This is a genomic window from Mucilaginibacter terrae (assembly GCF_042679325.1).
Lineage (GTDB): Bacteria > Bacteroidota > Bacteroidia > Sphingobacteriales > Sphingobacteriaceae > Mucilaginibacter > Mucilaginibacter terrae.
Map to the genome: position 1 here is coordinate 143,957 of NZ_JBHTMJ010000013.1, position 20,787 is coordinate 164,743.

A 20,787-nucleotide genomic window follows, 5' to 3' on the forward strand; every position below is an offset into this window, starting at 1 on the left:
AGGTTGGGTATTAATTTTTCCAGTTTGCCTGGGTGATATAATAATACAATTTACCATTAGAGGTAAAGTGCTGTTGCAGTAAAGCTTGTTGCTTAATAGTGTTGCGGCTCTTGATCAGGTAATTAATATAAGCCTCAAACTGTGCCTGCGGCATGCTGCTGTTACGCTTTAAATGAATTACCTTATACTTAAACTGTTCTTTTACACTGGCAGGAACTACCATACCTGTAGTTTTTTGAATGTAATCGCTCAGCATCATATTCTTAATTTCAGACCGGGAAGCATCTTTTTGCCCCATGTATTGGCGAACAATGTTCAGGTAGTTTTTAAAGAGCTTTTTGCGGTAATTGCCGGCATCCTGTTGCAGGTTTTCGCCAATCATCATGGAGAGCACATCATTCATTTGTTTATACTCAGTTTCGTTGAGAATAAGCAGGTATTGTAACTCGGCAGGATTGCTGGATACTATATTAGTTGGTGCCTGTGCCGTTAAATAATACTTAAAGGCGTTATGCGGCAGGTTGTCGCCCAAATCGGCAGAAACGGGTGCCTGCAATTGCGACATAACTACAGGTGTTACATAACGGTGCTCACGGCCGGTTAACCTGAACGCGCTATCTAAAGAATGAACCTGTGTATAAATATCAGTTTGGGTTTCCTGCATCAGGCGTTTTAATGCGCCGTCCATAGCCTGGTTAGACTTGATTACACCTTTTGGCGGGAAAATAACCGCACCTTGAATTAAACTGTTTTTAGGGTAATCCAGGTAAAAGGAAATTGAATCGGACAGTGAAACGTTGAATTGCTGGGTGTTGCTTAAGCCTTCACCAACCACCATACGGTTCTTTTTACGTTCGGCCAGTTGGGTGGCCGATTCAGATACCAGTTTACGCGACTGTATTACAAAATCATTGTAAATAGGGTTATAGTCGCTATATACTTGTATGGCCAGCAACCGGGCATCGGCATTAGCTACTTCGGTAGCCATGTCATATACCGATGTAGTTTCCATGCTGTTGCCGGTGCTTCCGATCAGTACAACTAAGTTAGTTTCGTTTTTATGGTTGTTAAACATACTTAACGATGTGTGTAAGCCATCAAAAACCGGCTGACTATTAGCTGCAGCAATGCAGGATGAATTGGTTAAGCTGGCTTGTTTATCTAAAAAGCTAACTACTTTACGGTAATCGGTATTAAATGCCTGCTTTTCAATTCCACCAATAGAGCAATTATTAGAACTGCGATAAACCACCGCTCCATAGCTAATTTGGTTGCCTTTATGATAGCTGTTAAATACGTTTTCAAAAGATTGGATGGTACTGGTTAATCCCGAAAAATAGTTACGCATAGAACTACCACCATCTACCACAAATACCACATTGATTTTACGAATGTTTTTGCGGATGGCGAGGTAGTCTTTGTAGGTTAAATGCCCGCCTTTAATGTTCAGGATGCTGTTATTAGACTTATCGTAAACATCGGTGGCAATGCCCAATTCCATATTACCGGTTGCCGCACCTGCTGCCGGATATGAGATTACTGGAATACTACGCAGCAATGGCTGATCCTGATCTATAAGCGGGTCGAAAGTAAAAGAAGTTTTGCCCGGCCCGGTAAACTGTAAGGATTTGTTAATGATAGCTGCTACAGAATCATCGGTATTATATCCTGTTTTAGCCGACCCTATGTATAACCTATTGCCCCAATTGTGTACGGCATCGGCAGGTACCCAGCCGTAAACACTACGGGCGGCGCTATCGGCAATTAATTGCGGCTCAGAACCTACCAACAGGGTTTTACCATCGGGCGATTTTTTAAATATATATAGTAATTGGTGTAAGGCAAGCTTCGATTTTTTATGCTCCATTTCAGGAGAATCGAATACATAAAGTGAATCGGTACGATCATAATAAGTAGCAGGAGAGGCTAAAGGTAATTTGCCCGATACTACAGCTATTGCCTTTTCGGCATAACCGCTGCTGGCACTTACATAGGCCGATTGCCATAGCAGCACCTTGTCTTTACTGATCCAGCCGTAGCTTTGCGCACCTTTTTTGTTAGTTAGCTTGCGCCCTTGTACAATACCTGGCTGGTATTTAATCAGTTTAACATATCCGTTACGAGCCGAACTTACATAGAACGGCTCCATAAACTTTATCTTTTTCATCACTAACGATCCGCCCGGTGCAGTATAAGTGTAATTTTCATCTCGGTCGGAGAAAACGATCCATGGTAACGATGTGGTGCTACCGTCATCGTACACATTGGTTTTGCTATTAGGCTTCTCGAAGGCCTCGGGCATGGTAGCCACCTTTTTTTTGATAGATACTGGCGACTGTGCGCTGGCCGTTAAAGCTATAAGCAGGGCAAAAGCAGATAATATATTTTTCATAACTGGAATAGGCTAGTTATTTTGTAGATTTAACACCGGTTGTAGTAGAATGCTGTTTAACAGTAAGCAGGTTTGAACATGATGATTTGGCTTTGAGCGCAACCTGAGCCTCATCAATGGTTACGCCTCCACCAAAGGTTAAACGCATGCAATAAGAGTAGAAATCGGTTTGCTTTTTTTCCCCGTTGCTGTCCATATTTACGGCTACCTTTTCATCACCGCAAAAATATTTGTTTACCAGGTAGTAATAGTGATTGTTGAAATCGGCACCGTTGGCTATAGCCTGTAAGTGCGCGCGTATATCATCAACCACTTTTTGTTCACCTTCACCCGGTGCAACTATAGCGTTAATGGTAGAATCGGGATTGGTGATCAAAATTTTGTGATACACAGGTCTACTGGCATTATCAACTCTTAAGCGTACAAAATAAGTACCCGGGTTATGATATATGTAAAGAGCAGTAGGGCCTTTAATATCAACCCGGCCGGTTTCGCCGAAAGACCACTCGTAGATTCGGGCATTACCCTGAGCCTCAAGTCTTATTTCTTCGTTTACAATACCGCGTGTAGGCCCGTTTATGGTTAAAAGGGTGTCTCTAACCGCATTTACTATGGTATCTTTAACATTAATAGGGAATTGTTGCTGCATATTACCATCAACCGTTACCCTTACAATATAAGCTCCTGGTTTTTTAAACCGGTAGCTGCCATTTTGCTGTTTAATGCGATCGCCGTTACCAAACTCCCAAAGCCATGATTTAGCATTGCTTGTATTGTCTGAATAAACCAGATCCTCGTTTAAAAAGATCTCATCCTTTAAAATACGGGCATTAACGGTTCTTTTGTCGAATAGCGAACTTTTAAGTAAAAAAATAAGACCAGCTAAAAGCAGGATGGTAACTATAATGTAAAGGAACAGATAGTTTTGCCTGTTGGTGTTAATAGGTCTTCCGCTGTTGTTATCGTCTTGCATTGGTTTTAGGTTATAATTAATAAAACAGAATCAATTAGTTATTTATCGCCCGGGAGAGCTAAGGCTTTGTTGCAATTGACGAGTCGAAAGCTTGCAATCGTCTAAAAGCTTGTTCAAGCGAACAATGTCGTTGTATGAGTTGCCTCGGAGTTCTCTTTTATCATAAAACAGGTTCTCCTGTATTTTGGAGGCATAAATAAAGCACTTATACCGTGTATCGTAAGGGCGTGCATTGTAATAAGAGCGTATAGCTGTAATAGAATTTTTGATATCATTTTCCAAAAACAATGCTTGTACATTTGGATTGAATTTTACAATACGTGCATAGGTGGTGTCAACAGTAGGCAGGGCTTCCTCAACAGCCGCTTCAAACCGGTTCTCTTCTTGTAAACGTTTCGAAAACTCTTCTTTTGATATATCGCTGTCGTTACTATAGTTATAAAATATCGCAACACACAGAACAACGGCTGTAAACAAGAACATACCTAAAAAGAAAAGGAACTTCTCCCGTCTTTCTTTAACACTAAACTTCATCATAATAGTTATCGTCCGAAATGTCCTCTAATTCTGCTAACTGCCGATCTATTAGTACGGTTGCATGACTCAAGTTGCGAACGCAGGCTTTCAATTTGAAACCGCGTTGTGTACAGTGAATCTTTAACATTGGCAACAGTCGAGATATTATCGCTTAATTTTTTGTATAGTTCAAAACTCTTTAAAGCAACAGGGTTTTGATGCAGCTTATCCTGTATTTTAAGGTTACTCTCTTGTATATCGTTGAGCAGCAAGGTTTGGTTATTCATTTCCTCGGCATTCATCCTGGTATATTGGGATAGCTGCTTCATGCGCTGTAATATAATATCGAAGTTGTTGTTAATATCGTTCCGTACGGCAATAAGATTGTCCGACTGTTTTACCCGCTCGTTGAGCATGGCTATTTCGCGGTTTGAGGTAAGAAAAAAGGAATATAAAACCCAAATGCTAAACGCAATTGAGATTATAAAGTATAATATGAACCTTAGGTAAGCATTGCGCAGATCACTACTATTTACTGGCTTCATTAAAATCTATCAACAAAAGTTTTTAAGAATCTTCTAAAATTTCCCCAGCACTATTAAGCACAATTCAGAATTTCTGGTGCTTAAATCATTCCTCTTACAGATTTCTTTTTAACCTGTAAGATTGTACTTACAACTATTTAAGAAATGATTTGTTTACTAGTAAGTAAAATTTAAACCTGTAGTTATAATTCGCATACATTATGCCTATACCCTTATACAAAAAGCCGTTCAGTTTAAAAAATATATTTAACGGACAAGATATTGATAAGCAAGATGTTGGAGCTTCCATTTCTCAATACATTGAGTTGATAATTTTTACCCGTTACGGCGAGCACCGCTTTAAGCCCGACTTTGGCTGTGAGATATGGGATCTCGATTTTGAGCTCATAATTAGTGAAAGTATGTGGGAGGAGAAGTTGAGACAATCACTTTTACGCTCAATAACCCAGTATGAACAACGTATTTATGATGTGCACATTGATGTGCATATTAAAGAAGTGAACAAATTTTATCCACTAAGAAACGTAAGTGAAATTAAAAAGAAAGTAGAGATTGTAATAAGCGGTAAAATGCAGCAAACCGGCGAAAACTATGTATTTACCACCTCTTTATTTTTAAGTCCATTATCTGCCTAAACTATGAGCACTATACTATTTAATACCAAAGAAGACATTAGGACCCGGATGTTGCGTAATGCCATGGATTATTGGGGCACTACCAATATTAACGACATTGATCCCATGGTAAGGCTTTTGGTAGAGGCTTTAAGTACGGAACTTTTTAACGTATCGAACGATGTAAAGAACCTGGAGAACAGGGTACTGAGCAAGATATCACGCATTTTAGCGTCCGATTACCTTACGTCGGCTTTGCCGGCCCATGCTGTACTTAAAGGGCAGCCGGTAGAAACACAGGAGACCGTCACTATAAATAATCACTTCTTTTATAAAAGGCAATCATCTGCAGAGACCTCACGATCAGAGGATAACGATGTGTTTTTTTCTCCTGCTGGAGAAGTGAACTTGTTTAATTCCAGTATACGTTATACCTGCACCGGCATTCACTTATACGAGTATGATGATGCCATGAGGCGTAATACGGTATTAACTGCATCTTCTAAATTAAATGTTGAGCCGAATACGCTATGGTTAGGAATTGATTGTGCCCCAGCTTTAAATAACCTGCAAAATCTGGCATTATTTTTTGAATGGTCGGATTATGCTGCTAACGATGACTTTTATAAGCTGCTTTTTGTTGTAAAGTGTTATGCTAATAACGAGGAGATTGAAACCCTACCCGGCCTTATTTATAAAGAAGATTTGAATGCCGGAAACCGTCCGGTTTTTTACGAGCAGGATGTAATTAACCTGATCACCCGTGATATTAAGGAGTATTACAACAACCGTTTTATATCAATAACCGACAGTAAGCTAACCGATATTAGCGGTTACCGTCAAACATTTCCGGATGCTTTTACAGATATGTTTAATCCGGCTGAGCTGAGCAGATTGCAGTCTTGCGTTTGGTTAAAACTCTCTTTCCCGGCCGCTATATCTCCCGGTATAATTGACGACCTGCAGGTTTCTTTAAATTGCTTTCCGGTACTCAACAGGAAACGGCACGAACATAAGTACCGTTTAAGGGATGTTAATAATATTATACCGATTAAGGTATCTAAAAAAGAGCACTTTTTATCGGTTAAAGAAGTGCACGACGACAGAAATGTATTTTACAGTGAAATACCTTACACACAGGCAACCCAAAATTTTGAAGGTAGTTATTCGATACGCAATGGTGGTGCCGAAAGATTTGATTCGCGCAATGCCCGACAAACTATAGATTATCTTTTGGAGTTACTACGCGACGAAAAAGCCGCCTTTGCCAGTTACGGGACAGATTTTTTAAACAGTGTATTGAAAACCTTGGAACAGAACCTTGCCCTGATAGAGAAAAAAACACGCATGGCCGAAGATGGACATGAGCCGTTTAATTACCTTATAGTAAAACCAAGTAGTAAAGCAACTATGCTTTACCTACAGTATTGGACCACCCTGGCCAATGCAGCAAATAACATACGCAGAGGTGCACGTTTACAGCAGTTTGAAACACTGAAAATTAAAGCCGACAGCTTGCGCTTAATGACATCGACCATTGGCGGGCGCGATAGCCTCGGTGCAACCGAACGTGTGCAGGCTTATAAATACGGACTCACTACTAAAGACCGTATTGTTACCCAGGCCGATTTAATAAGCTTTTGCTTTTATGAACTGGGCAATAAGGTAACCGATGTAAAAATAGGCAAAGGGTTAGTGGTATCGAGTAACCCAAAAGAAGGTTTTAAAAAAACTGTTGATGTGTATTTAAAACCTGCTGACGAGGTAAAACTATCGGTAGAAGAATGGGATACCTTATTAACGTTATTAGAATCGAAGTTAATTAGCAGGAGTGTTATTAATTCTAATTACCGTTTGTTTGTTAAGAGCTAATTACTGCCAAGATAGGTGGTAAAGCCGAGGCATGAGTTTTCCTGCTCAAAACCCAGCACCGTTTTTTGAAAGTCGGGTTGTAAAACATACTTGGTGCTAACTGTAGTTTGCAGTGGTATAAAGTAGGAGAGTAGCACATGTAATGCCTGTGCGGTACGTGTTCCAGGCAAATAATTAAGCATTTGATTTGCAGTAACCGGGCCAATAGTAATAATCAATTCTTCTTCTGGCTCAAACACCTGGCCTGCTATAAAATTCACACCCAACACACCCGTGCCGAGTTTGGTTGCTAACTGGTTGGTTTCGGCTGTTGTGGGATTTGCGCTTTTTAGCTCATACAGCAATTCAAAATTAGCATGGAACATAATACTCAGCACACTGCTAATGAACTGGAGATTGTTGCGCTGATCATGTATTACAGGCAAAACATGCATTAATATAACCATTTGCTGGTTGGTAAAGCACTTGAACTCGCGCCATTCTTTTAAAAAAATATTTACAAGCTCATCATAATTACTTTTTTTATCCAAACGGCTTTCATAAAGCTCAACCACCGTACGAATGTGGTATAACTCTGTTTCCAGGGGGGCAAAAAATAACCGGGCCTGTTTTTCTTCTTCGCGGCGGGCGGCAATGTCTTTAATCATTGCCTCCTCGGTAATCATTACGCTCGAAGCCGGCGACTGGTGAAATAATCCTTCGGGCAACATGTCATATAACCCTTCCCGATTAATATTTATAGCCAACATCTCCCGGTTACGGTAGGCCGATGTATAACTGGTTATGCTAGCTATTTCTTTAGCATAAGCCCGCTTTTTAGGGCCCAGGGGTAGTATTACCACATTGTCGGCAGTAGCGCTTCCCTGTTCAATAAGTTCGGCTGCTAAGGTAACGGCTTTAAAATCTGTTTCGAGTTGATTTGGGCTAATAATCATTTAACCTGTTTTTTGTACTTGGTTATAAAACAAATAACCCCAATTATTGGTAATTGATTTAGAAAAAGTTCACATTTAATTAAGTGGACTTTTTCTATATATACAGACCTATACTTTTATGGACGTTAAATCCTTTTTTATTCGTTACCTGCTCTTTCCGGTAATTTTCATGGTTGCAACAGCAATTATGACAGTTATTAATAAAAAGAACAAAGTTTTAAACAACAAAAAGCTGATTGTAACCATGCTGCTTACCGGTGTAGCGCTTGGCTTACCCGGGTTTTTAGGCTTCCTGGATCTTCAGTTTATGCCATGGGGCTACATCATTTGTCAGCTGTATTATGTTAGTTTAGGTATTGTATTTGTATGGCTGGCCAGTATTCATTTTGAATCAGAACTGCTCGAACGCAAATGGTTTTTTATAATTTGCAGTTTAATTACCTGCCTGCTTGGTGCGTTCTTATTTAAATTAGCTTTTGATTGGCTCAACGATCTCAAATATGGAATTTGGGCAGCTTCGTCGGTATTTGTATTTTTATTGCCAACGCTGTTTTGGTGGGCATACATTGCTTTCCTAAACATTCCATTAGAAATATACAAAGTATGGCAGTACCCTACGGTTCCGGCCGATATTAGCATGGAGCACCTCGATTTTAACCGCCTGTTGGTATTAGAGGTAAACCTGTATAAAAATACTAACGACAATGAGCCGCTCAAGGTAAAAGCCAAAGCACCACGCAACATGAATTTTGGGCTGTGGTTTCAAAAATTTATTGATGATTACAACCTGAAATTTCCGGAAGCACCTATACAATATACACAATCAAACTCGGAGCATTTTAAGTGGATATTTTATATTAAACCATCCTTTTTTAAACAGAGACAGTTTGTAGACCCCGACTTGGATATAGAACAGAACCATATAACTGAATCTTTCGCCATTTTTGCCAAAAGGGTTTCGGAAGTTGCTAGTGTAACCGAACGTAAAGGTGATGAAGCCGTTTATTTATAAGTAATAAAACCTATATTATGTATTTACCATTAAAGTATAAATCTGTAAACTGGATTGACGGCATGAAGATCTCAAGTGGTCATTTTGTGCAAACAGATAACTTTATTCAGGATATTGTAAGAGACAGTAATTCCCTGGCATTAAATTATAACAACTTCGGTTTACTGGCTCCCTTTAACGGCGAAAATTCGTCGTTAGATATCCAAATCAGTGAACGGGCTTCTAACCATATACAGGTAAAAATAAGGCAATGTAATGCCGTAACATCAGAAGGTTATCGCATTAATATAACGCCACAAGCGCTTGGCGAAGAATTTACTTACACCCACTATTTTACCCAGGATGCTGTAAGTGATGCCGTTGAAACCTATTTTATTGTGCTAACCGTTAACCCACACGAAAGGGTACCGGTCGGCAAACCCGACCCAGAAGAAACTCCTTTAAGATATCCTGAAGTCAATAGTTTTTATGGCATCACTATCTTGCTGGCATCACAAATTAGCAGCAAGAACAATCATTACTTAGAAATTGGCAAGTTTACCCGCAGCAGTACTGGCATACAACTCATTGCCGACTATATACCGCCGTGTAATACATTAACGAGCCATATCGACCTGATTAAGTATTACGAACTTTTCAGCAATCAATTAAATGAGTTTCAGTTATTATCGTTTCGTATTATCGACAAGATAACGTCTAAGGATACCATTTCGCCTATTGGAAAAAATGTGAAAATGCTGTGCGATAAAATGCTGGATTACATAGCCCGCATTTATTTTTCGTATCGCAATGTGGCCTTTCAGCAACCACCTATAGTGTTGGTGGGCTATTTTTCGGAAATGGCGCATATTTTCTTTAGTTCAATTAAAAGTATAGCCGGAAATGAGCGGGAAGAGCTGCTTAAATATTTTTACGAATGGAAAGATGTTACCCCTGGTAATTTTGAAGAGTTGCTGGCCCGTTTAATTGAAGTGGTATATAACCATCATGATATCCGCACCTCCATGACCGTAGTTGATGAGTTTTTGCGGGTTCTTACAGCGCTTTGGAATAAATTAAGCACTTTAGAATATATTGGCCAACGCAAGGAAAACATTGTTGTTGCAGAGCAGCAAATGGTACAAACGGTACAAGCCAAACGCAGCTGGACTTTGCTGGATTAATACGATATAAGAGAGTAAATTAACGAATAAAAGCCCTTAAATGGGATTTATTCGTTTTAGAGTCTTATTTATAGTTTCCAAATAGCACACAAATTTCAATTTCAACAGAAACATCTAAGGTCATGCGATTGGTTGTTAAAACCCAGTTCAAAGGCGATCCTCCTTACTAGGGAGATCTGTAGCTGCCAGCACACCTTTGTTTCGGCAAGCATCCTTTCAGCTAACAGGCCAGGCACTAATTTTCTCATCGCCTTCTTAACAAATAGTAAAGTTACTAGATTATTTGCGCCGCTTAGTAGGTTAACAACTATGATATTGCCAAGGGCACGATCTACAAGTATTATAAAAGTAAGGATGATATATTTGCGGAGATGAGTGTTAAGGCACTCAAGATATTGCTTGACTACTTTAAAGCAGCGGTGGAAAAAGAAAACGAACCGTTGAAAGCTTTTCAAGCATTAATCATGGCCTTTTATAAATACTACTTAAAGTATCCAAAATATTTTGAGCTATTTATTTACATGGAAAGACCTGACTTCAACAGTAACATTCAGGGCTATTTAAGTATAAGTTTAGAGTTGAAAAAATATTTTACCGAACACCTGATACGATGCCAGTCGGCAGGCTTAATTAAAAAAGATTTAGATCCTTCGTACTGTACTTATATGATATGGGGAAGCTGTATGGGCTTGATGAATTTTATAGAAGCAAAGAAGGTGTTCATCGAGGAAATTGAGAAACTTCAACGAGAAGATTTGCTTAAACTTTATTCAGAAATTTTAGTAGCGGGAATGAAAAATTAAATTTTTTACCAAAAAAGTGACCGTTAGTCATTTTGGTATTTTGAATGAAAAGTTGAAGACAAATAGATAGGATTACTTATACAACAATAAAAATAAATACACAAACAAAACAAATAACTTATGATTTTAGTAACCGGAGCAACCAGTGTTATTGGGCAAAAGCTATGTCAATTACTGGCTGAGAACAAAAAAGTATTTCGTGCAATGTGCCGAAAGGAAGATCAATTACAAAAATTCCGTAAACAAGGTGTAGACGCAGTTTTGGGCAAATTTGAAGATCCGGAAAGCTTGCGATCGGCTATGAAAGGATGTACTTTTTTATTTTTGGTCAGTCCACCCACTGAGAACCAACTTCAATGTGAAACGAATGTCATTGACGTGGCGAAACAAGAACAAATTTCTTACATCATTAAAGTTTCTGCGTCAGACGCGAATTTGAGGTCATCAGTGCCATGGGCTAAGACTCATGCGCATATTGATCACCACCTTCGTGCATCTGGTATAGCCTGGACGATACTCAAACCAACTGCGTTTATGCAAAACTTTTTAACCATGACTAAGCCTATCTCCAAAGGATTTTACCCCAAATTGGCGGTAACGGGCTGGTGGGTTATATCGATGCGCAGGATATAGGAAGGGTTGCTTACCATGTTTTAACAGAAGACCATCACAAACGAGCTACCTACTATCTCAATGGCCCTGAAACGTTAGACATGAAGGAGATCGCTTCACAAATAGCAGAGGCCACAGGCAAGAAAGTACGTTATGTAAATTTACCTTCATTGGCCTTTCGCGTTTTATTGAGGATCACCGGAGCATCCCGATGGTTAGCGAATGGTCTCGTTGAACAATATGCAGAAGTGGTTGCCAAAAACCATGATCAAGACCTTAATGAAGATGTTTTTCGACTGACCAATCATCAGCCTCGTTCCTTTCTTGACTTTGCAAAAGAGCACAAAGATGCATTCTTAAGTTAGTTTAAAATTATATCCAATATGGACATTGTTTTTACTTCTATAAGATGATACCGAACAGGACTCGAACCCAAAAGCAAACTTGTGCTATCGAAATTGTAAAGTTTAGAAATAAATCTCTTGCAAAATTGCAATTTTAATAAAGAAAGCCTCTGATTTTCATCAGAGGCTTTACCGGTAGCGGGAGCAGGACTCGAACCTACGACCTTCGGGTTATGAGCCCGACGAGCTACCAACTGCTCCATCCCGCACTATATTTGTTTTTTTATTGGACTGCAAAGATATAATTCGTTTCTTTGTACTCCAAATTTATTTTTAATTATTTTTATATGAGTCACCGGGCAGGTTTTGTAAGCATAATAGGTAAGCCTAACGCAGGCAAATCCACCCTAATGAATGCTTTCGTAGGTGAAAAGATGTCCATCATCACCCCAAAAGCGCAAACTACGCGTCACCGTATTATGGGTATTGTTAATGCTGATGATTACCAGATCGTGTTTTCGGATACCCCCGGTGTTATTAAGCCGCACTATTTATTACAGGAAAGTATGATGCACCAGGTATCGGGTTCTATTGTAGATGCCGACCTAATCCTGTTTGTGACCGATATTAATGAAGCGCACGACGAAGGCGATGTGCTCGAAAAACTGCAAGGTAATTTGGCACCGTTAGCAGTACTGATTAATAAGATAGATAAAAGTGATGCCGAGGCTGTAAAGGCCAAGGTAGATTACTGGCAGGAAAAACTGAACCCTAAAGCTATTTTTGCCATATCGGCCACAATGGATCATAATATACGCGGGGTGATGGATTTTGTGGTAGAGAATTTACCTGAGCATCCGCCGTATTATGAAAAAGATTTTTTAACCGATCGCAATGATCGCTTCTTTGCGGCCGAAATGATACGCGAACAGGTATTTAAACAATATAAAAAAGAGATACCTTATAGTACCGAGGTAATTATTACTGCTTTTGAAGAAAGCGAAACTTTATATAAGATTAGCGCCGAAATTATAGTAGAGCGCGACTCGCAAAAGAATATCCTGATCGGTAAAAACGGCGAGATGCTGAAAATTGTGGGTACTTACGCCCGCCGCAGCATGGAAGACTTTTTTCAGCGCAAAGTTTTCTTACAGACCTTTGTAAAAGTAATAAGCGACTGGCGCAGTAAAAAGAACTACCTGAAACAATTTGGGTACGAAGATTAAGCTCAGATACAAGAGCCAAGAAATAAGATACAAGTATAAATATATAAATAGAGTTAAAAGACAGAACCATATATACCGCCAGTTGAAGCTGGTCCTGGTTCTTGGCTCTTGACTCTTGGATAAATAAACATGAGTAACATAGTAGCCATAGTGGGCCGCCCTAATGTGGGCAAATCCACTTTATATAACCGCCTTACCGAAAGCCGTAAAGCCATTGTTGATGACTTTAGCGGTGTTACGCGCGACCGCCATTACGGCATTGCTGAATGGGTTGGCCGTAGCTTTAACGTAATTGATACCGGCGGTTATGTGGCCAATTCGGAAGACGTATTTGAAGCTGCCATACGCGAGCAGGTAGTTATTGCCATTGAAGAAGCCACCGCCATTTTGTTTGTAGTAGATGTAACTACAGGTATAACCGACCTGGACGACGAGATAGCCTCCATTTTGCGTAAAGGTAAAAAGCCGGTTTTTGTAGTAGTGAATAAGGTAGATAATACCTCGCAGCAAGCCGATGCTACCGACTTTTATGCTTTAGGTTTAGGTGAGCTTTACAACATCTCCTCCATGACCGGATCGGGCACGGGTGAACTGCTGGATGAGTTGATCAAAACCTTTGACGATGAACCTGCTGAGGAGAACAGCCTACCAAAGTACGCTATTGTTGGTCGCCCTAACGTGGGCAAATCATCCATTATCAATGCATTGATTGGGCAAGACCGCAACATAGTAACCCCCATTGCAGGTACCACGCGCGATAGTATCCACATACACTACAACCGTTACGGTCATGAGTTTATGCTGATTGATACAGCCGGGATGCGTAAAAAAACTAAGGTAAAGGAGAATATTGAGTTTTATTCGGTTATGCGTACCATTAAGGCTTTGGAAGAAGCCGATGTGATCATCCTGATGGTGGATGCCCAGGAAGGTATCGAATCGCAGGATATTAATATTTTTCACCTGGCCGAAAAGAACAAAAAAGGCATTATGGTGGTGATGAATAAGTGGGATTTAATTGAAAAGAATACCAAAACGGTGAAAGTTTTCGAGGAAATGATCCACGAGAAAATAGCGCCATTTGTGGATGTGCCTATCGTATTTACTTCGGTAACCGAAAAGCAGCGTTTGTTAAAGGTGATTGAAACGGCCGATATGGTTTTCAAGAACCGGGCTAAAAAGATCCCGACTTCTAAGCTGAACGATGTGATGCTGCCGCTGATTGAAAACTATCCGCCGCCGGCGTTAAAAGGCAAGCACGTAAAAATCAAATACGTTACCCAAATTGCGGGTACATCGCCCATGTTCGCTTTCTTTTGTAACCTGCCCCAATATATTAAAGAACCGTACAAACGTTACATTGAAAACAAACTACGCGAAAACTTTGATTTTTCGGGAGTACCTATCCAAGTCTTTTTCAGGCAAAAATAAGCGCTTGCTTATAAAGCTATAATACATGGATCGGCACATAGTTAAAATAGCCATTGTTGGGCCCGAAAGTACAGGTAAGTCGGCCATGTCGGCTTACTTGGCTAAACATTACCAAACTGTTTGGGTGCCCGAGTTTGCCCGTGGTTATTGCGAGGCTTTAACGGCCGAGTGTACCTGGCAAGATGAGATCAACATGTTTTACGGTCAGCTGGCGCTCGAAAATGAGTTACTGCCACAAGCCAACAAGCTGCTCATTTGCGATACCACTTTTATCACTATTAAAATATGGAGCGATGAAATGTTTGGACAGGCTCCGCCCGAGGTGCTCGAACTTTTGCCGCGCCACAAATACGATTTTTACTTGCTCTTGAACATCGACCTGCCCTGGCAAGATGATCCTTTGCGTAACTTCCCCACCAAGCGCGAACATTTTATGCAAGTATGGCATCAGGAACTCCAAGTGTTAAAAGCTAACTACGTGGTTATATCAGGAATTGGTCAGCCCCGTTACGATGCTGCCGTTAATGCTATTGATGGTTTTTTGAAAATATAACGACAACCAATATACCTGTGCGATCTTGCAAACCACATTACATTCTGTTAATTTTTCAATTCAGCAAATTCTGATTCAGACAATATGCAGTTTGCGTTAGGAATAGCAGTGTAAAGCCCGGAACGCAGCGTAGCGAAATGAAGGAAAACGGATAGCCCTGGCCGAAGGCAACACCCAATACAATCAAACTATTCCTGTTCATTCATTAAAAAATGGAGATACTACCATCTTACGTACCTGATTTTCCCCCGCACCTCTAATAATTATTTAACATTTTTTTAGCTTAGGTGCAACGCAGCCAAAAATGCCGCGTCTATTAATACGAAAGCTAATCACAATTTGGAAGCCATATACATAGATAAGCACTATCAGCTGGTAGTTGAGTGTAAGCAGGGGAGCAAAAAAGCCTGCTATGAATTGTACCGCCTATATGCTAAGGCTATGTTAAACGTGGCCTTCAGGATATTGAACAATATAGATGAGGCCGAAGATGTTCTTCAGGAATCTTTTTTAGATGCCTTTAGCAAGGTGAAGGATTTTAGGCAGGAAACCACTTTTGGCCTGTGGCTTAAACAAATTGTGGTCAACCGTTCTATCAATTGCTTGCGCAAGCGTAAAATAGAATGGGTGGAAATGGAAAGCGAGCAGTTGGAGAATATACCCAGCGAAGAGCAGCCCGATGAGGAAGACATGCAGTATAAAGTGGCTCAGGTTAAACAAGCTATGCAACTACTGCCCGAGGGTTACCGCGTTGTACTGTCACTATATTTGCTCGAAGGATATGACCACGAAGAAATTGGACATATATTGAACATTACAGAAAACACCTCAAGAACTCAGTTTTTGAGAGCGAAAAGAAAACTAAGCGAAATGTTAAGAATAAAAGGAGTAGCATAATGAGCAAGCGATTAGAAGATTTTATTAAAGCCAACCGCGAGGAATTTGACGATATAGAACTACGTGCAAATTTGTGGGAGAGTATTGAAGAGAAGTTACCCGCCACAGAGGCTGATATGCCGCAAAAGCGTGTAGCCAAAACATTTTCATTAGGTTTTGTAATGCGGGTAGCTGCCATGATCATCGTAGTAATGGGTGTTAGTTTTGCCGTTTACCTGCGCAGTAATAAACATGCAGGTGTCGATTTAGCTGCTATTAACCCCGAGTACGCCAAACAACAGGTGCAATATGCATCGCTGATAGAAACCAAGCGTACCGAACTGAAAGAATTAACCAAAAGCGATCCGCAGCTGTACCGTGAGTTTAGCGGCGAGATTGTAAAGATGGAAGCATCATACAAAAAACTTAAACGCGATTTAGCCACCAGCCCTAACCAGGAACGTGTTTTACGTGCAATGATCCGGAACTTGCAGATACAAACCGAGGTGCTGAACCAGCAATTACAAGTGATAGAACAGTTTAACGAACAAAAAAACGAACAGAGAAATGATACCAAAAATATTTAACCCCAAACTGCTTTTGATGCTGGTCTTTGTAGTGGCCGCCCAAGGTAGCTTTGCTCAGCAAAAAAAGGCTGAAGAAGAGACCGATTTTAATAAGCAAATGCAAAAACTGCAAACGCAAATGCAAGACCTGCAAAAGCAGATGCAAAAGCTACAGACCGAAAAATTTAAAGAGAATTCTGCGGAGCTACAAAGGCTCTCCAAAGAACTTAGCGGACGCGCCCTGGCCCACATTAACGAAGTTAACATTTCAGGTTTAAGTAAAGGATTGGGAAACATGGTGTCGCCAAACGCGTACCTTTCAAGTCCTAACTTTAAAGGGCTGGAAAACCTGAACTCAACCAAATCATCCAACTTTAGTTTTAACTACAGCGATGATAAAAACCTGCAGGAAAAAGTTAAAAGCGGCGAAGTAAAGGAGAAGACCAAAGCTTATAGCAAAAGCTATTCGGTAAGCGGCAACGATAAATTACAGATCAATAACACTTACGGCAAAGTAACTGTAAATACCTGGACCAAAAACGAGGTAAAGGTTGATGTGCAGATCAAAGCTTATGCCAATGAAGATGATGATGCCCAGAAATTGCTTGACAATATCAGCATTACCGATAGTAAAGATAACTCAGTAGTTTCGTTTAAAACCAATTACGAAGTTACAGACCGAAGCAATAACACCTTTGGTACCTGGTTAAGCTCGGGTAAAAACCATACCCGTAAAATAGAAGTTAATTACACGGTGTATATGCCGGCTAAAAGCCAGCTGGACATTACTAACAGGTTTGGTGCCGTTACCCTGCCCGATCTTTCTGGCAAAGTAACTGTAAACCTATCGTACGGTAACCTGGTTGGGCAGCAGTTAACCAATACCGATAATAATATCAAAGTGCGTTTTGGCGAGGCCCGTATCGAGTCTTTTATAAGCGGTGATATTAATGTGAGCTATGGTAAACTACTGTTAGGCACGGCCGATAAACTGAATGCTACCGTAAGCTTTTCATCCATGAATATAGATAAGCTGAAATCATCGGGCGATATTAATGTGCGCTACGGTGATGGCGTAAGGGTTGGCGAATTTGATAAAAACTTTAAAACGCTGAGCGTTGATGCCAAGTTTACCAAAATAGCCCTTAACCTGAAAGACAATTACGACTTTGATGTAACCACCCACTTTGGTAGCTTTGATTATGATAATGCAGCGGTAAAAGTAATTAGCCGTACCCCTACCGATAACGACCGTCATTACACCTCAACCCGCACTTTTAAGGGCCAGGTTAATAAAGGTAACTCTGATAGGGTAATTACCATCAAATCTAACTACGGAAGCGTAAAGTTTGATTGATATTACAAATTCAACAAAATGTTAAACCCTTGTCTTAATACGGCAGGGGTTTTGTTATTTTAGCCCTCCAAGAAAGCTGCATTCAAAAAATAATGGAACTACTTACAAATGCCGAAGCGTGGATTTCGCTGGCCACTTTAACCCTGCTCGAAATTGTATTGGGTATAGATAATATTATCTTCATCTCTATACAAGCAGGCAAATTACCAGTTAAACAGCAGGGCAAAGCCCGTAAGTTGGGTTTGGCCGGTGCTATGATTACCCGGATATTGCTGTTGCTTTCTATTAGCTGGGTAATGAAGTTAACCGACCCGTTTATTAACCTGGCTCATTTGGTAAACATTAACAACCCCGAATGGGTAGAACGCCTGGCCCTATCTGGCCGAGATATTATATTGCTGGTAGGTGGATTGTTCCTCATTTACAAAAGCAGTCACGAGATCCACGAAAATATGGATCAAGACGAAGAAGGCGAAGCAAATGCCAAACCACATTCGTTTTGGGGTACTATAGTGCAAATCATGATTCTTGATATCGTATTCTCACTCGATTCGGTGATTACCGCCGTAGGCCTGGCCGACCATGTGGAGGTGATGATAGGAGCCGTGGTAATATCGGTAATTATTATGATGTGGGCGGCCACGCCTATTGCCAACTTTGTAAACAACCGGCCAACGGTAAAAATGCTGGCGCTAAGCTTTCTGTTGCTCATCGGCGTATCCTTACTGGCGGAGTCTTTCGATCAGGAAATACCTAAAGGTTACATCTACTTCTCTATGGCCTTTGCCATATTGGTTGAACTGCTTAACTTAAAAATGCGTTCGAAGAAAGAAAAGAAAAAGGTAGAAATTAAAAAATAGTTGTGCTGATGTGGTGGCGAAACCTCTCCCTTGCTCTCCTCTGGGGGGATAAACTTCGGGAGTTTTAGGGATAGGTGCAGCTAAATCCCTCCTCGGGGAGGGGTGCGGCTGGAAAGAACGTAGGGAGGGAGGGGTATAATAAATTAGCTAAGCAAACGGATAAAACCCCTCCCCGCCCTCCCCAAGGAGGGATGAACTTAAAAATTCAGATAGCCCCCTTTTATTAAATGAAACTTCATTAAACCACATGGTCAAATTCATTCTATACAACCCGGCCTTAATGCCGCTTGCCAAACAACTCCGCCAAAACATGACATTAGGTGAGGTGCTTTTGTGGGATGAATTAAAAAACGGCGGTGTATATGCCTTCGACTTTGACCGACAACGCTGCCTCGATAATTATATCGTAGATTTTTATTGCAAAGAATTAATGCTGGCCGTAGAAGTAGACGGCTTATCGCACAACCACGAAGAAGCCGTTGCAGATGATGAAATTCGTCAGCAGAAATTAGAAAGTTTTGGCGTAAAGTTTCTGCGGTTTAGCGAAGCGGAAGTAAAGTATGAAAGGTTTAATGTTTTGCGAACTATTGAAACGAAGATTATCGAACTGGTAAAGCATGATAGAAGCATTAAGCTGCCGAAGGAATTTAATGTGAGTTTGTTGGATGATTGAGTTCTTAATAGGTAAATTAGCTAAGTAAGCGGATCAAACCCCTCCCTGCCCTCCCTAGGGAGAAATGAACTTCGGAAATTTGATAGGTGCAGCTAAGTCCCTCCTTGGGGAGGGGTGCGGCTGGAAAGAGCGTAGGGAGGGAGGGGTTAATAAAGCAGTTTACCAAGCGAATAAACCCCTCCCCGCCCTCCCCAGGGAGGGATGAGCTTCGAATATCAACGCGGTTAAACCTCTAATATACCCTGCACAATAATCCCTTCAAATACTCCCCCTCAGGAAAAGAAGCCCGTACCGGGTGGTCTTCGGGTTGGCAAAACTGGTGGATGAACTGCACCTGTTTGCCGGCATCTAAGGCAGCCCAGGCCAGTACTTGTTTAAAGTTGTCAATATCCATAGCGCCCGAACAGGAGAACGTAGCCAGCAGGCCGCCTTTGTTGAGCAACAGCATGGCAACACGGTTTAGGTCTTTATAGGCACGGGAGGCACGCAGCAAAGCCGAGCGCGATGGTGCATATTTAGGCGGGTCGAGCACAATCACATCAAACATTTGGCCTTCTTCTTTAAACCGGCGCAGTTGTTTGTTCACATCGCTTTGTATGGCGGTATGTTTGGTTACATCTAAGCCATTCAGTTCTATGTTTTGGCGCAGGGTCTCCATAGCCAGGGCAGAGCTATCTACACTGGTAACGGTTGCGGCACCTTGCCGCAGGCTATTGAGCGTAAAGCCACCGGTATAGCAAAAGCAATCAAGTACGGTTTTGTCCTGCACGTAAGCAGCTAATAAATTGCGGTTATCGCGCTGGTCGCAGTAAAACCCCGATTTTTGTCCTTCGGCAATGTTAATGCCATATACAATACCGTTCTCTTTCACCTGTACAATTTCGGGCGGCGGGTTGCCGGCCAGTACTTCGTTGGCGGTTTCCAAACCTTCGTGCGCACGCGACGAAGCATCGCTCTTATCGTAAATACCTTTAGGCTGCAGCAGCTGCTGCAGCTCATCAATAATAACGGCTATGTTATTTTGTACACCCGATGTGAGGATCTGTACCGACAAATAATCGGCGTATTTATCCACTATTAAACCTGGCAGGTAATCGGCCTCACTAAATATAAGTCGGCAGGTGTTGGTTTTGCCCGACTGCAGTACGTAATTGCGGCTCTCTACCGCTGTAGCCACTTTTTGGCGAAACCAGCTATCATCTACCGTTACGGTTTCATCCCACTCCAGCAGGCGCAGGGCCACGCGCGATTGATCGTTATAAAAACCGTAGGCCATAAAACGGTTTTGCGCATCCAGCAGCTTCACCATGTCGCCATTGGCCGGCTTACCTTTTACACGTTCAATAGCGCCCGAAAACACCCAGGGGTGGCGTTGCAGCACTGCTTTCTCTTTACCTTTCTTCAGGAATACCTCAAACATAGCTACAAAGATAAGCAGCCCAGCTTAAATCATTTTCAGTGCAA

At 41.1% G+C, this 20,787-nt stretch carries 21 protein-coding genes and 1 tRNA gene; 15 read left to right on the forward strand and 7 right to left on the reverse strand.

The features are described from left to right. Positions 1-10: 10 nt before the first annotated feature. Genes tssR through ACFQ3S_RS14410 form a run of 4 tightly spaced genes read right to left on the reverse strand, consistent with a single transcriptional unit; the run spans position 11 to position 4,426 of the window. Positions 11-2,392, reverse strand: a complete 2,382-nt coding sequence (gene tssR, locus ACFQ3S_RS14395) for a type VI secretion system protein TssR domain-containing protein (RefSeq protein WP_377165641.1) — start codon at positions 2,390-2,392, stop codon at positions 11-13. Positions 2,393-2,408: 16 nt separating this feature from the next. After that, positions 2,409-3,365, reverse strand: coding sequence for a PKD domain-containing protein (locus ACFQ3S_RS14400; protein WP_377165643.1), 957 nt, complete (start codon positions 3,363-3,365; stop codon positions 2,409-2,411). Between the two features lie 42 nt (positions 3,366-3,407). Then, positions 3,408-3,902 carry a type VI secretion system TssO gene (gene tssO / locus ACFQ3S_RS14405; RefSeq protein ID WP_377165645.1) on the reverse strand — a complete coding sequence of 165 codons (495 nt, stop codon included), beginning with the start codon at positions 3,900-3,902 and terminating at the stop codon, positions 3,408-3,410. Between the two features lie 5 nt (positions 3,903-3,907). Next, positions 3,908-4,426 carry a hypothetical protein gene (locus ACFQ3S_RS14410; RefSeq protein WP_377165647.1) on the reverse strand — a complete coding sequence of 173 codons (519 nt, stop codon included), beginning with the start codon at positions 4,424-4,426 and terminating at the stop codon, positions 3,908-3,910. Positions 4,427-4,626: 200 nt separating this feature from the next. Here ACFQ3S_RS14410 and ACFQ3S_RS14415 point away from each other — a divergent pair, with 200 nt between their 5' ends. Both ACFQ3S_RS14415 and ACFQ3S_RS14420 read left to right on the forward strand, forming a co-directional pair. Beyond that, positions 4,627-5,061 (forward strand): GPW/gp25 family protein, encoded by a 435-nt coding sequence (locus ACFQ3S_RS14415; protein WP_377165649.1) that lies wholly within the window; start codon positions 4,627-4,629, stop codon positions 5,059-5,061. 3 nt (positions 5,062-5,064) lie between these two features. Next, positions 5,065-6,912, forward strand: coding sequence for a hypothetical protein (locus ACFQ3S_RS14420; RefSeq protein WP_377165651.1), 1,848 nt, complete (start codon positions 5,065-5,067; stop codon positions 6,910-6,912). Here the strand turns inward: ACFQ3S_RS14420 and ACFQ3S_RS14425 are convergent. Beyond that, positions 6,909-7,847, reverse strand: coding sequence for a type VI secretion system baseplate subunit TssG (locus ACFQ3S_RS14425; RefSeq protein WP_377165653.1), 939 nt, complete (start codon positions 7,845-7,847; stop codon positions 6,909-6,911). The genes ACFQ3S_RS14420 and ACFQ3S_RS14425 overlap by 4 nt on opposite strands. A 118-nt stretch (positions 7,848-7,965) precedes the next feature. On the opposite strand from ACFQ3S_RS14425, the gene ACFQ3S_RS14430 reads away from it, so the two are divergent. The 5 genes from ACFQ3S_RS14430 to ACFQ3S_RS14450 all read left to right on the forward strand — a co-directional run bounded on the left by ACFQ3S_RS14430 (position 7,966) and on the right by ACFQ3S_RS14450 (position 11,802). Beyond that, entirely contained in the window at positions 7,966-8,859 is an 894-nt protein-coding gene (locus ACFQ3S_RS14430) for a TssN family type VI secretion system protein (protein ID WP_377165655.1), read from the forward strand. Between the two features lie 17 nt (positions 8,860-8,876). Continuing rightward, entirely contained in the window at positions 8,877-10,022 is a 1,146-nt protein-coding gene (locus ACFQ3S_RS14435; RefSeq protein WP_377165657.1) for a hypothetical protein, read from the forward strand. A gap of 371 nt (positions 10,023-10,393) precedes the next feature. Beyond that, positions 10,394-10,825 (forward strand): hypothetical protein, encoded by a 432-nt coding sequence (locus ACFQ3S_RS14440; protein ID WP_377165659.1) that lies wholly within the window; start codon positions 10,394-10,396, stop codon positions 10,823-10,825. Between the two features lie 120 nt (positions 10,826-10,945). After that, positions 10,946-11,458: an NAD(P)H-binding protein gene (locus tag ACFQ3S_RS14445; protein WP_377165661.1), complete on the forward strand. Its 513-nt coding sequence runs from the start codon at positions 10,946-10,948 to the stop codon at positions 11,456-11,458. Then, entirely contained in the window at positions 11,431-11,802 is a 372-nt protein-coding gene (locus ACFQ3S_RS14450; RefSeq protein ID WP_377165663.1) for a hypothetical protein, read from the forward strand. Before ACFQ3S_RS14445 ends, ACFQ3S_RS14450 begins: the two co-directional genes overlap by 28 nt. Positions 11,803-11,977: 175 nt before the next feature. Here ACFQ3S_RS14450 and ACFQ3S_RS14455 read toward each other — a convergent pair. After that, positions 11,978-12,050, reverse strand: a tRNA-Met gene (locus tag ACFQ3S_RS14455). 78 nt (positions 12,051-12,128) lie between these two features. Here ACFQ3S_RS14455 and era point away from each other — a divergent pair. The 8 genes from era to ACFQ3S_RS14495 all read left to right on the forward strand — a co-directional run bounded on the left by era (position 12,129) and on the right by ACFQ3S_RS14495 (position 19,323). After that, complete coding sequence (gene era, locus ACFQ3S_RS14460; RefSeq protein WP_377165665.1) at positions 12,129-13,007, forward strand: GTPase Era; 879 nt, start codon at positions 12,129-12,131, stop codon at positions 13,005-13,007. A 129-nt stretch (positions 13,008-13,136) separates the two neighbouring features. Further along, positions 13,137-14,438 carry a ribosome biogenesis GTPase Der gene (gene der / locus ACFQ3S_RS14465; RefSeq protein WP_377165667.1) on the forward strand — a complete coding sequence of 434 codons (1,302 nt, stop codon included), beginning with the start codon at positions 13,137-13,139 and terminating at the stop codon, positions 14,436-14,438. Positions 14,439-14,463: 25 nt separating this feature from the next. Further along, positions 14,464-14,991: an AAA family ATPase gene (locus ACFQ3S_RS14470; RefSeq protein ID WP_377165669.1), complete on the forward strand. Its 528-nt coding sequence runs from the start codon at positions 14,464-14,466 to the stop codon at positions 14,989-14,991. A gap of 339 nt (positions 14,992-15,330) precedes the next feature. Further along, a complete protein-coding gene (locus tag ACFQ3S_RS14475; RefSeq protein WP_377165671.1) occupies positions 15,331-15,888 on the forward strand; it encodes an RNA polymerase sigma factor in 558 nt (185 codons plus the stop codon). Beyond that, positions 15,888-16,454, forward strand: coding sequence for a hypothetical protein (locus ACFQ3S_RS14480; RefSeq protein WP_377165673.1), 567 nt, complete (start codon positions 15,888-15,890; stop codon positions 16,452-16,454). Before ACFQ3S_RS14475 ends, ACFQ3S_RS14480 begins: the two co-directional genes overlap by 1 nt. Next, a complete protein-coding gene (locus ACFQ3S_RS14485) occupies positions 16,435-17,790 on the forward strand; it encodes a hypothetical protein (protein WP_377165675.1) in 1,356 nt (451 codons plus the stop codon). Before ACFQ3S_RS14480 ends, ACFQ3S_RS14485 begins: the two co-directional genes overlap by 20 nt. A 92-nt stretch (positions 17,791-17,882) precedes the next feature. Continuing rightward, positions 17,883-18,650: a TerC family protein gene (locus tag ACFQ3S_RS14490; protein ID WP_377165677.1), complete on the forward strand. Its 768-nt coding sequence runs from the start codon at positions 17,883-17,885 to the stop codon at positions 18,648-18,650. Between the two features lie 247 nt (positions 18,651-18,897). After that, positions 18,898-19,323, forward strand: a complete 426-nt coding sequence (locus ACFQ3S_RS14495) for an endonuclease domain-containing protein (RefSeq protein WP_377165679.1) — start codon at positions 18,898-18,900, stop codon at positions 19,321-19,323. Positions 19,324-19,555: 232 nt separating this feature from the next. Here the strand turns inward: ACFQ3S_RS14495 and ACFQ3S_RS14500 are convergent, their stop codons facing one another. Further along, entirely contained in the window at positions 19,556-20,743 is a 1,188-nt protein-coding gene (locus ACFQ3S_RS14500) for a class I SAM-dependent rRNA methyltransferase (RefSeq protein ID WP_377165681.1), read from the reverse strand. Positions 20,744-20,787 lie beyond the last annotated feature (44 nt).

Excerpts from the sequence above, each read along its gene's own strand:
- tssR (WP_377165641.1), bottom strand. The coding sequence starts at position 2,392 with ATGAAAAATATATTATCTGCTTTTGCCCTGCTTATAGCTTTAACGGCC.
- ACFQ3S_RS14400 (WP_377165643.1), bottom strand. The coding sequence starts at position 3,365 with ATGCAAGACGATAACAACAGCGGAAGACCTATTAACACCAACAGGCAA.
- tssO (WP_377165645.1), bottom strand. The coding sequence starts at position 3,902 with ATGATGAAGTTTAGTGTTAAAGAAAGACGGGAGAAGTTCCTTTTCTTT.
- ACFQ3S_RS14410 (WP_377165647.1), bottom strand. The coding sequence starts at position 4,426 with ATGAAGCCAGTAAATAGTAGTGATCTGCGCAATGCTTACCTAAGGTTC.
- ACFQ3S_RS14415 (WP_377165649.1), top strand. The coding sequence starts at position 4,627 with ATGCCTATACCCTTATACAAAAAGCCGTTCAGTTTAAAAAATATATTT.
- ACFQ3S_RS14420 (WP_377165651.1), top strand. The coding sequence starts at position 5,065 with ATGAGCACTATACTATTTAATACCAAAGAAGACATTAGGACCCGGATG.
- ACFQ3S_RS14425 (WP_377165653.1), bottom strand. The coding sequence starts at position 7,847 with ATGATTATTAGCCCAAATCAACTCGAAACAGATTTTAAAGCCGTTACC.
- ACFQ3S_RS14430 (WP_377165655.1), top strand. The coding sequence starts at position 7,966 with ATGGACGTTAAATCCTTTTTTATTCGTTACCTGCTCTTTCCGGTAATT.
- ACFQ3S_RS14435 (WP_377165657.1), top strand. The coding sequence starts at position 8,877 with ATGTATTTACCATTAAAGTATAAATCTGTAAACTGGATTGACGGCATG.
- ACFQ3S_RS14440 (WP_377165659.1), top strand. The coding sequence starts at position 10,394 with ATGAGTGTTAAGGCACTCAAGATATTGCTTGACTACTTTAAAGCAGCG.
- ACFQ3S_RS14445 (WP_377165661.1), top strand. The coding sequence starts at position 10,946 with ATGATTTTAGTAACCGGAGCAACCAGTGTTATTGGGCAAAAGCTATGT.
- era (WP_377165665.1), top strand. The coding sequence starts at position 12,129 with ATGAGTCACCGGGCAGGTTTTGTAAGCATAATAGGTAAGCCTAACGCA.
- der (WP_377165667.1), top strand. The coding sequence starts at position 13,137 with ATGAGTAACATAGTAGCCATAGTGGGCCGCCCTAATGTGGGCAAATCC.
- ACFQ3S_RS14470 (WP_377165669.1), top strand. The coding sequence starts at position 14,464 with ATGGATCGGCACATAGTTAAAATAGCCATTGTTGGGCCCGAAAGTACA.
- ACFQ3S_RS14480 (WP_377165673.1), top strand. The coding sequence starts at position 15,888 with ATGAGCAAGCGATTAGAAGATTTTATTAAAGCCAACCGCGAGGAATTT.
- ACFQ3S_RS14485 (WP_377165675.1), top strand. The coding sequence starts at position 16,435 with ATGATACCAAAAATATTTAACCCCAAACTGCTTTTGATGCTGGTCTTT.
- ACFQ3S_RS14490 (WP_377165677.1), top strand. The coding sequence starts at position 17,883 with ATGGAACTACTTACAAATGCCGAAGCGTGGATTTCGCTGGCCACTTTA.
- ACFQ3S_RS14495 (WP_377165679.1), top strand. The coding sequence starts at position 18,898 with ATGGTCAAATTCATTCTATACAACCCGGCCTTAATGCCGCTTGCCAAA.
- ACFQ3S_RS14500 (WP_377165681.1), bottom strand. The coding sequence starts at position 20,743 with ATGTTTGAGGTATTCCTGAAGAAAGGTAAAGAGAAAGCAGTGCTGCAA.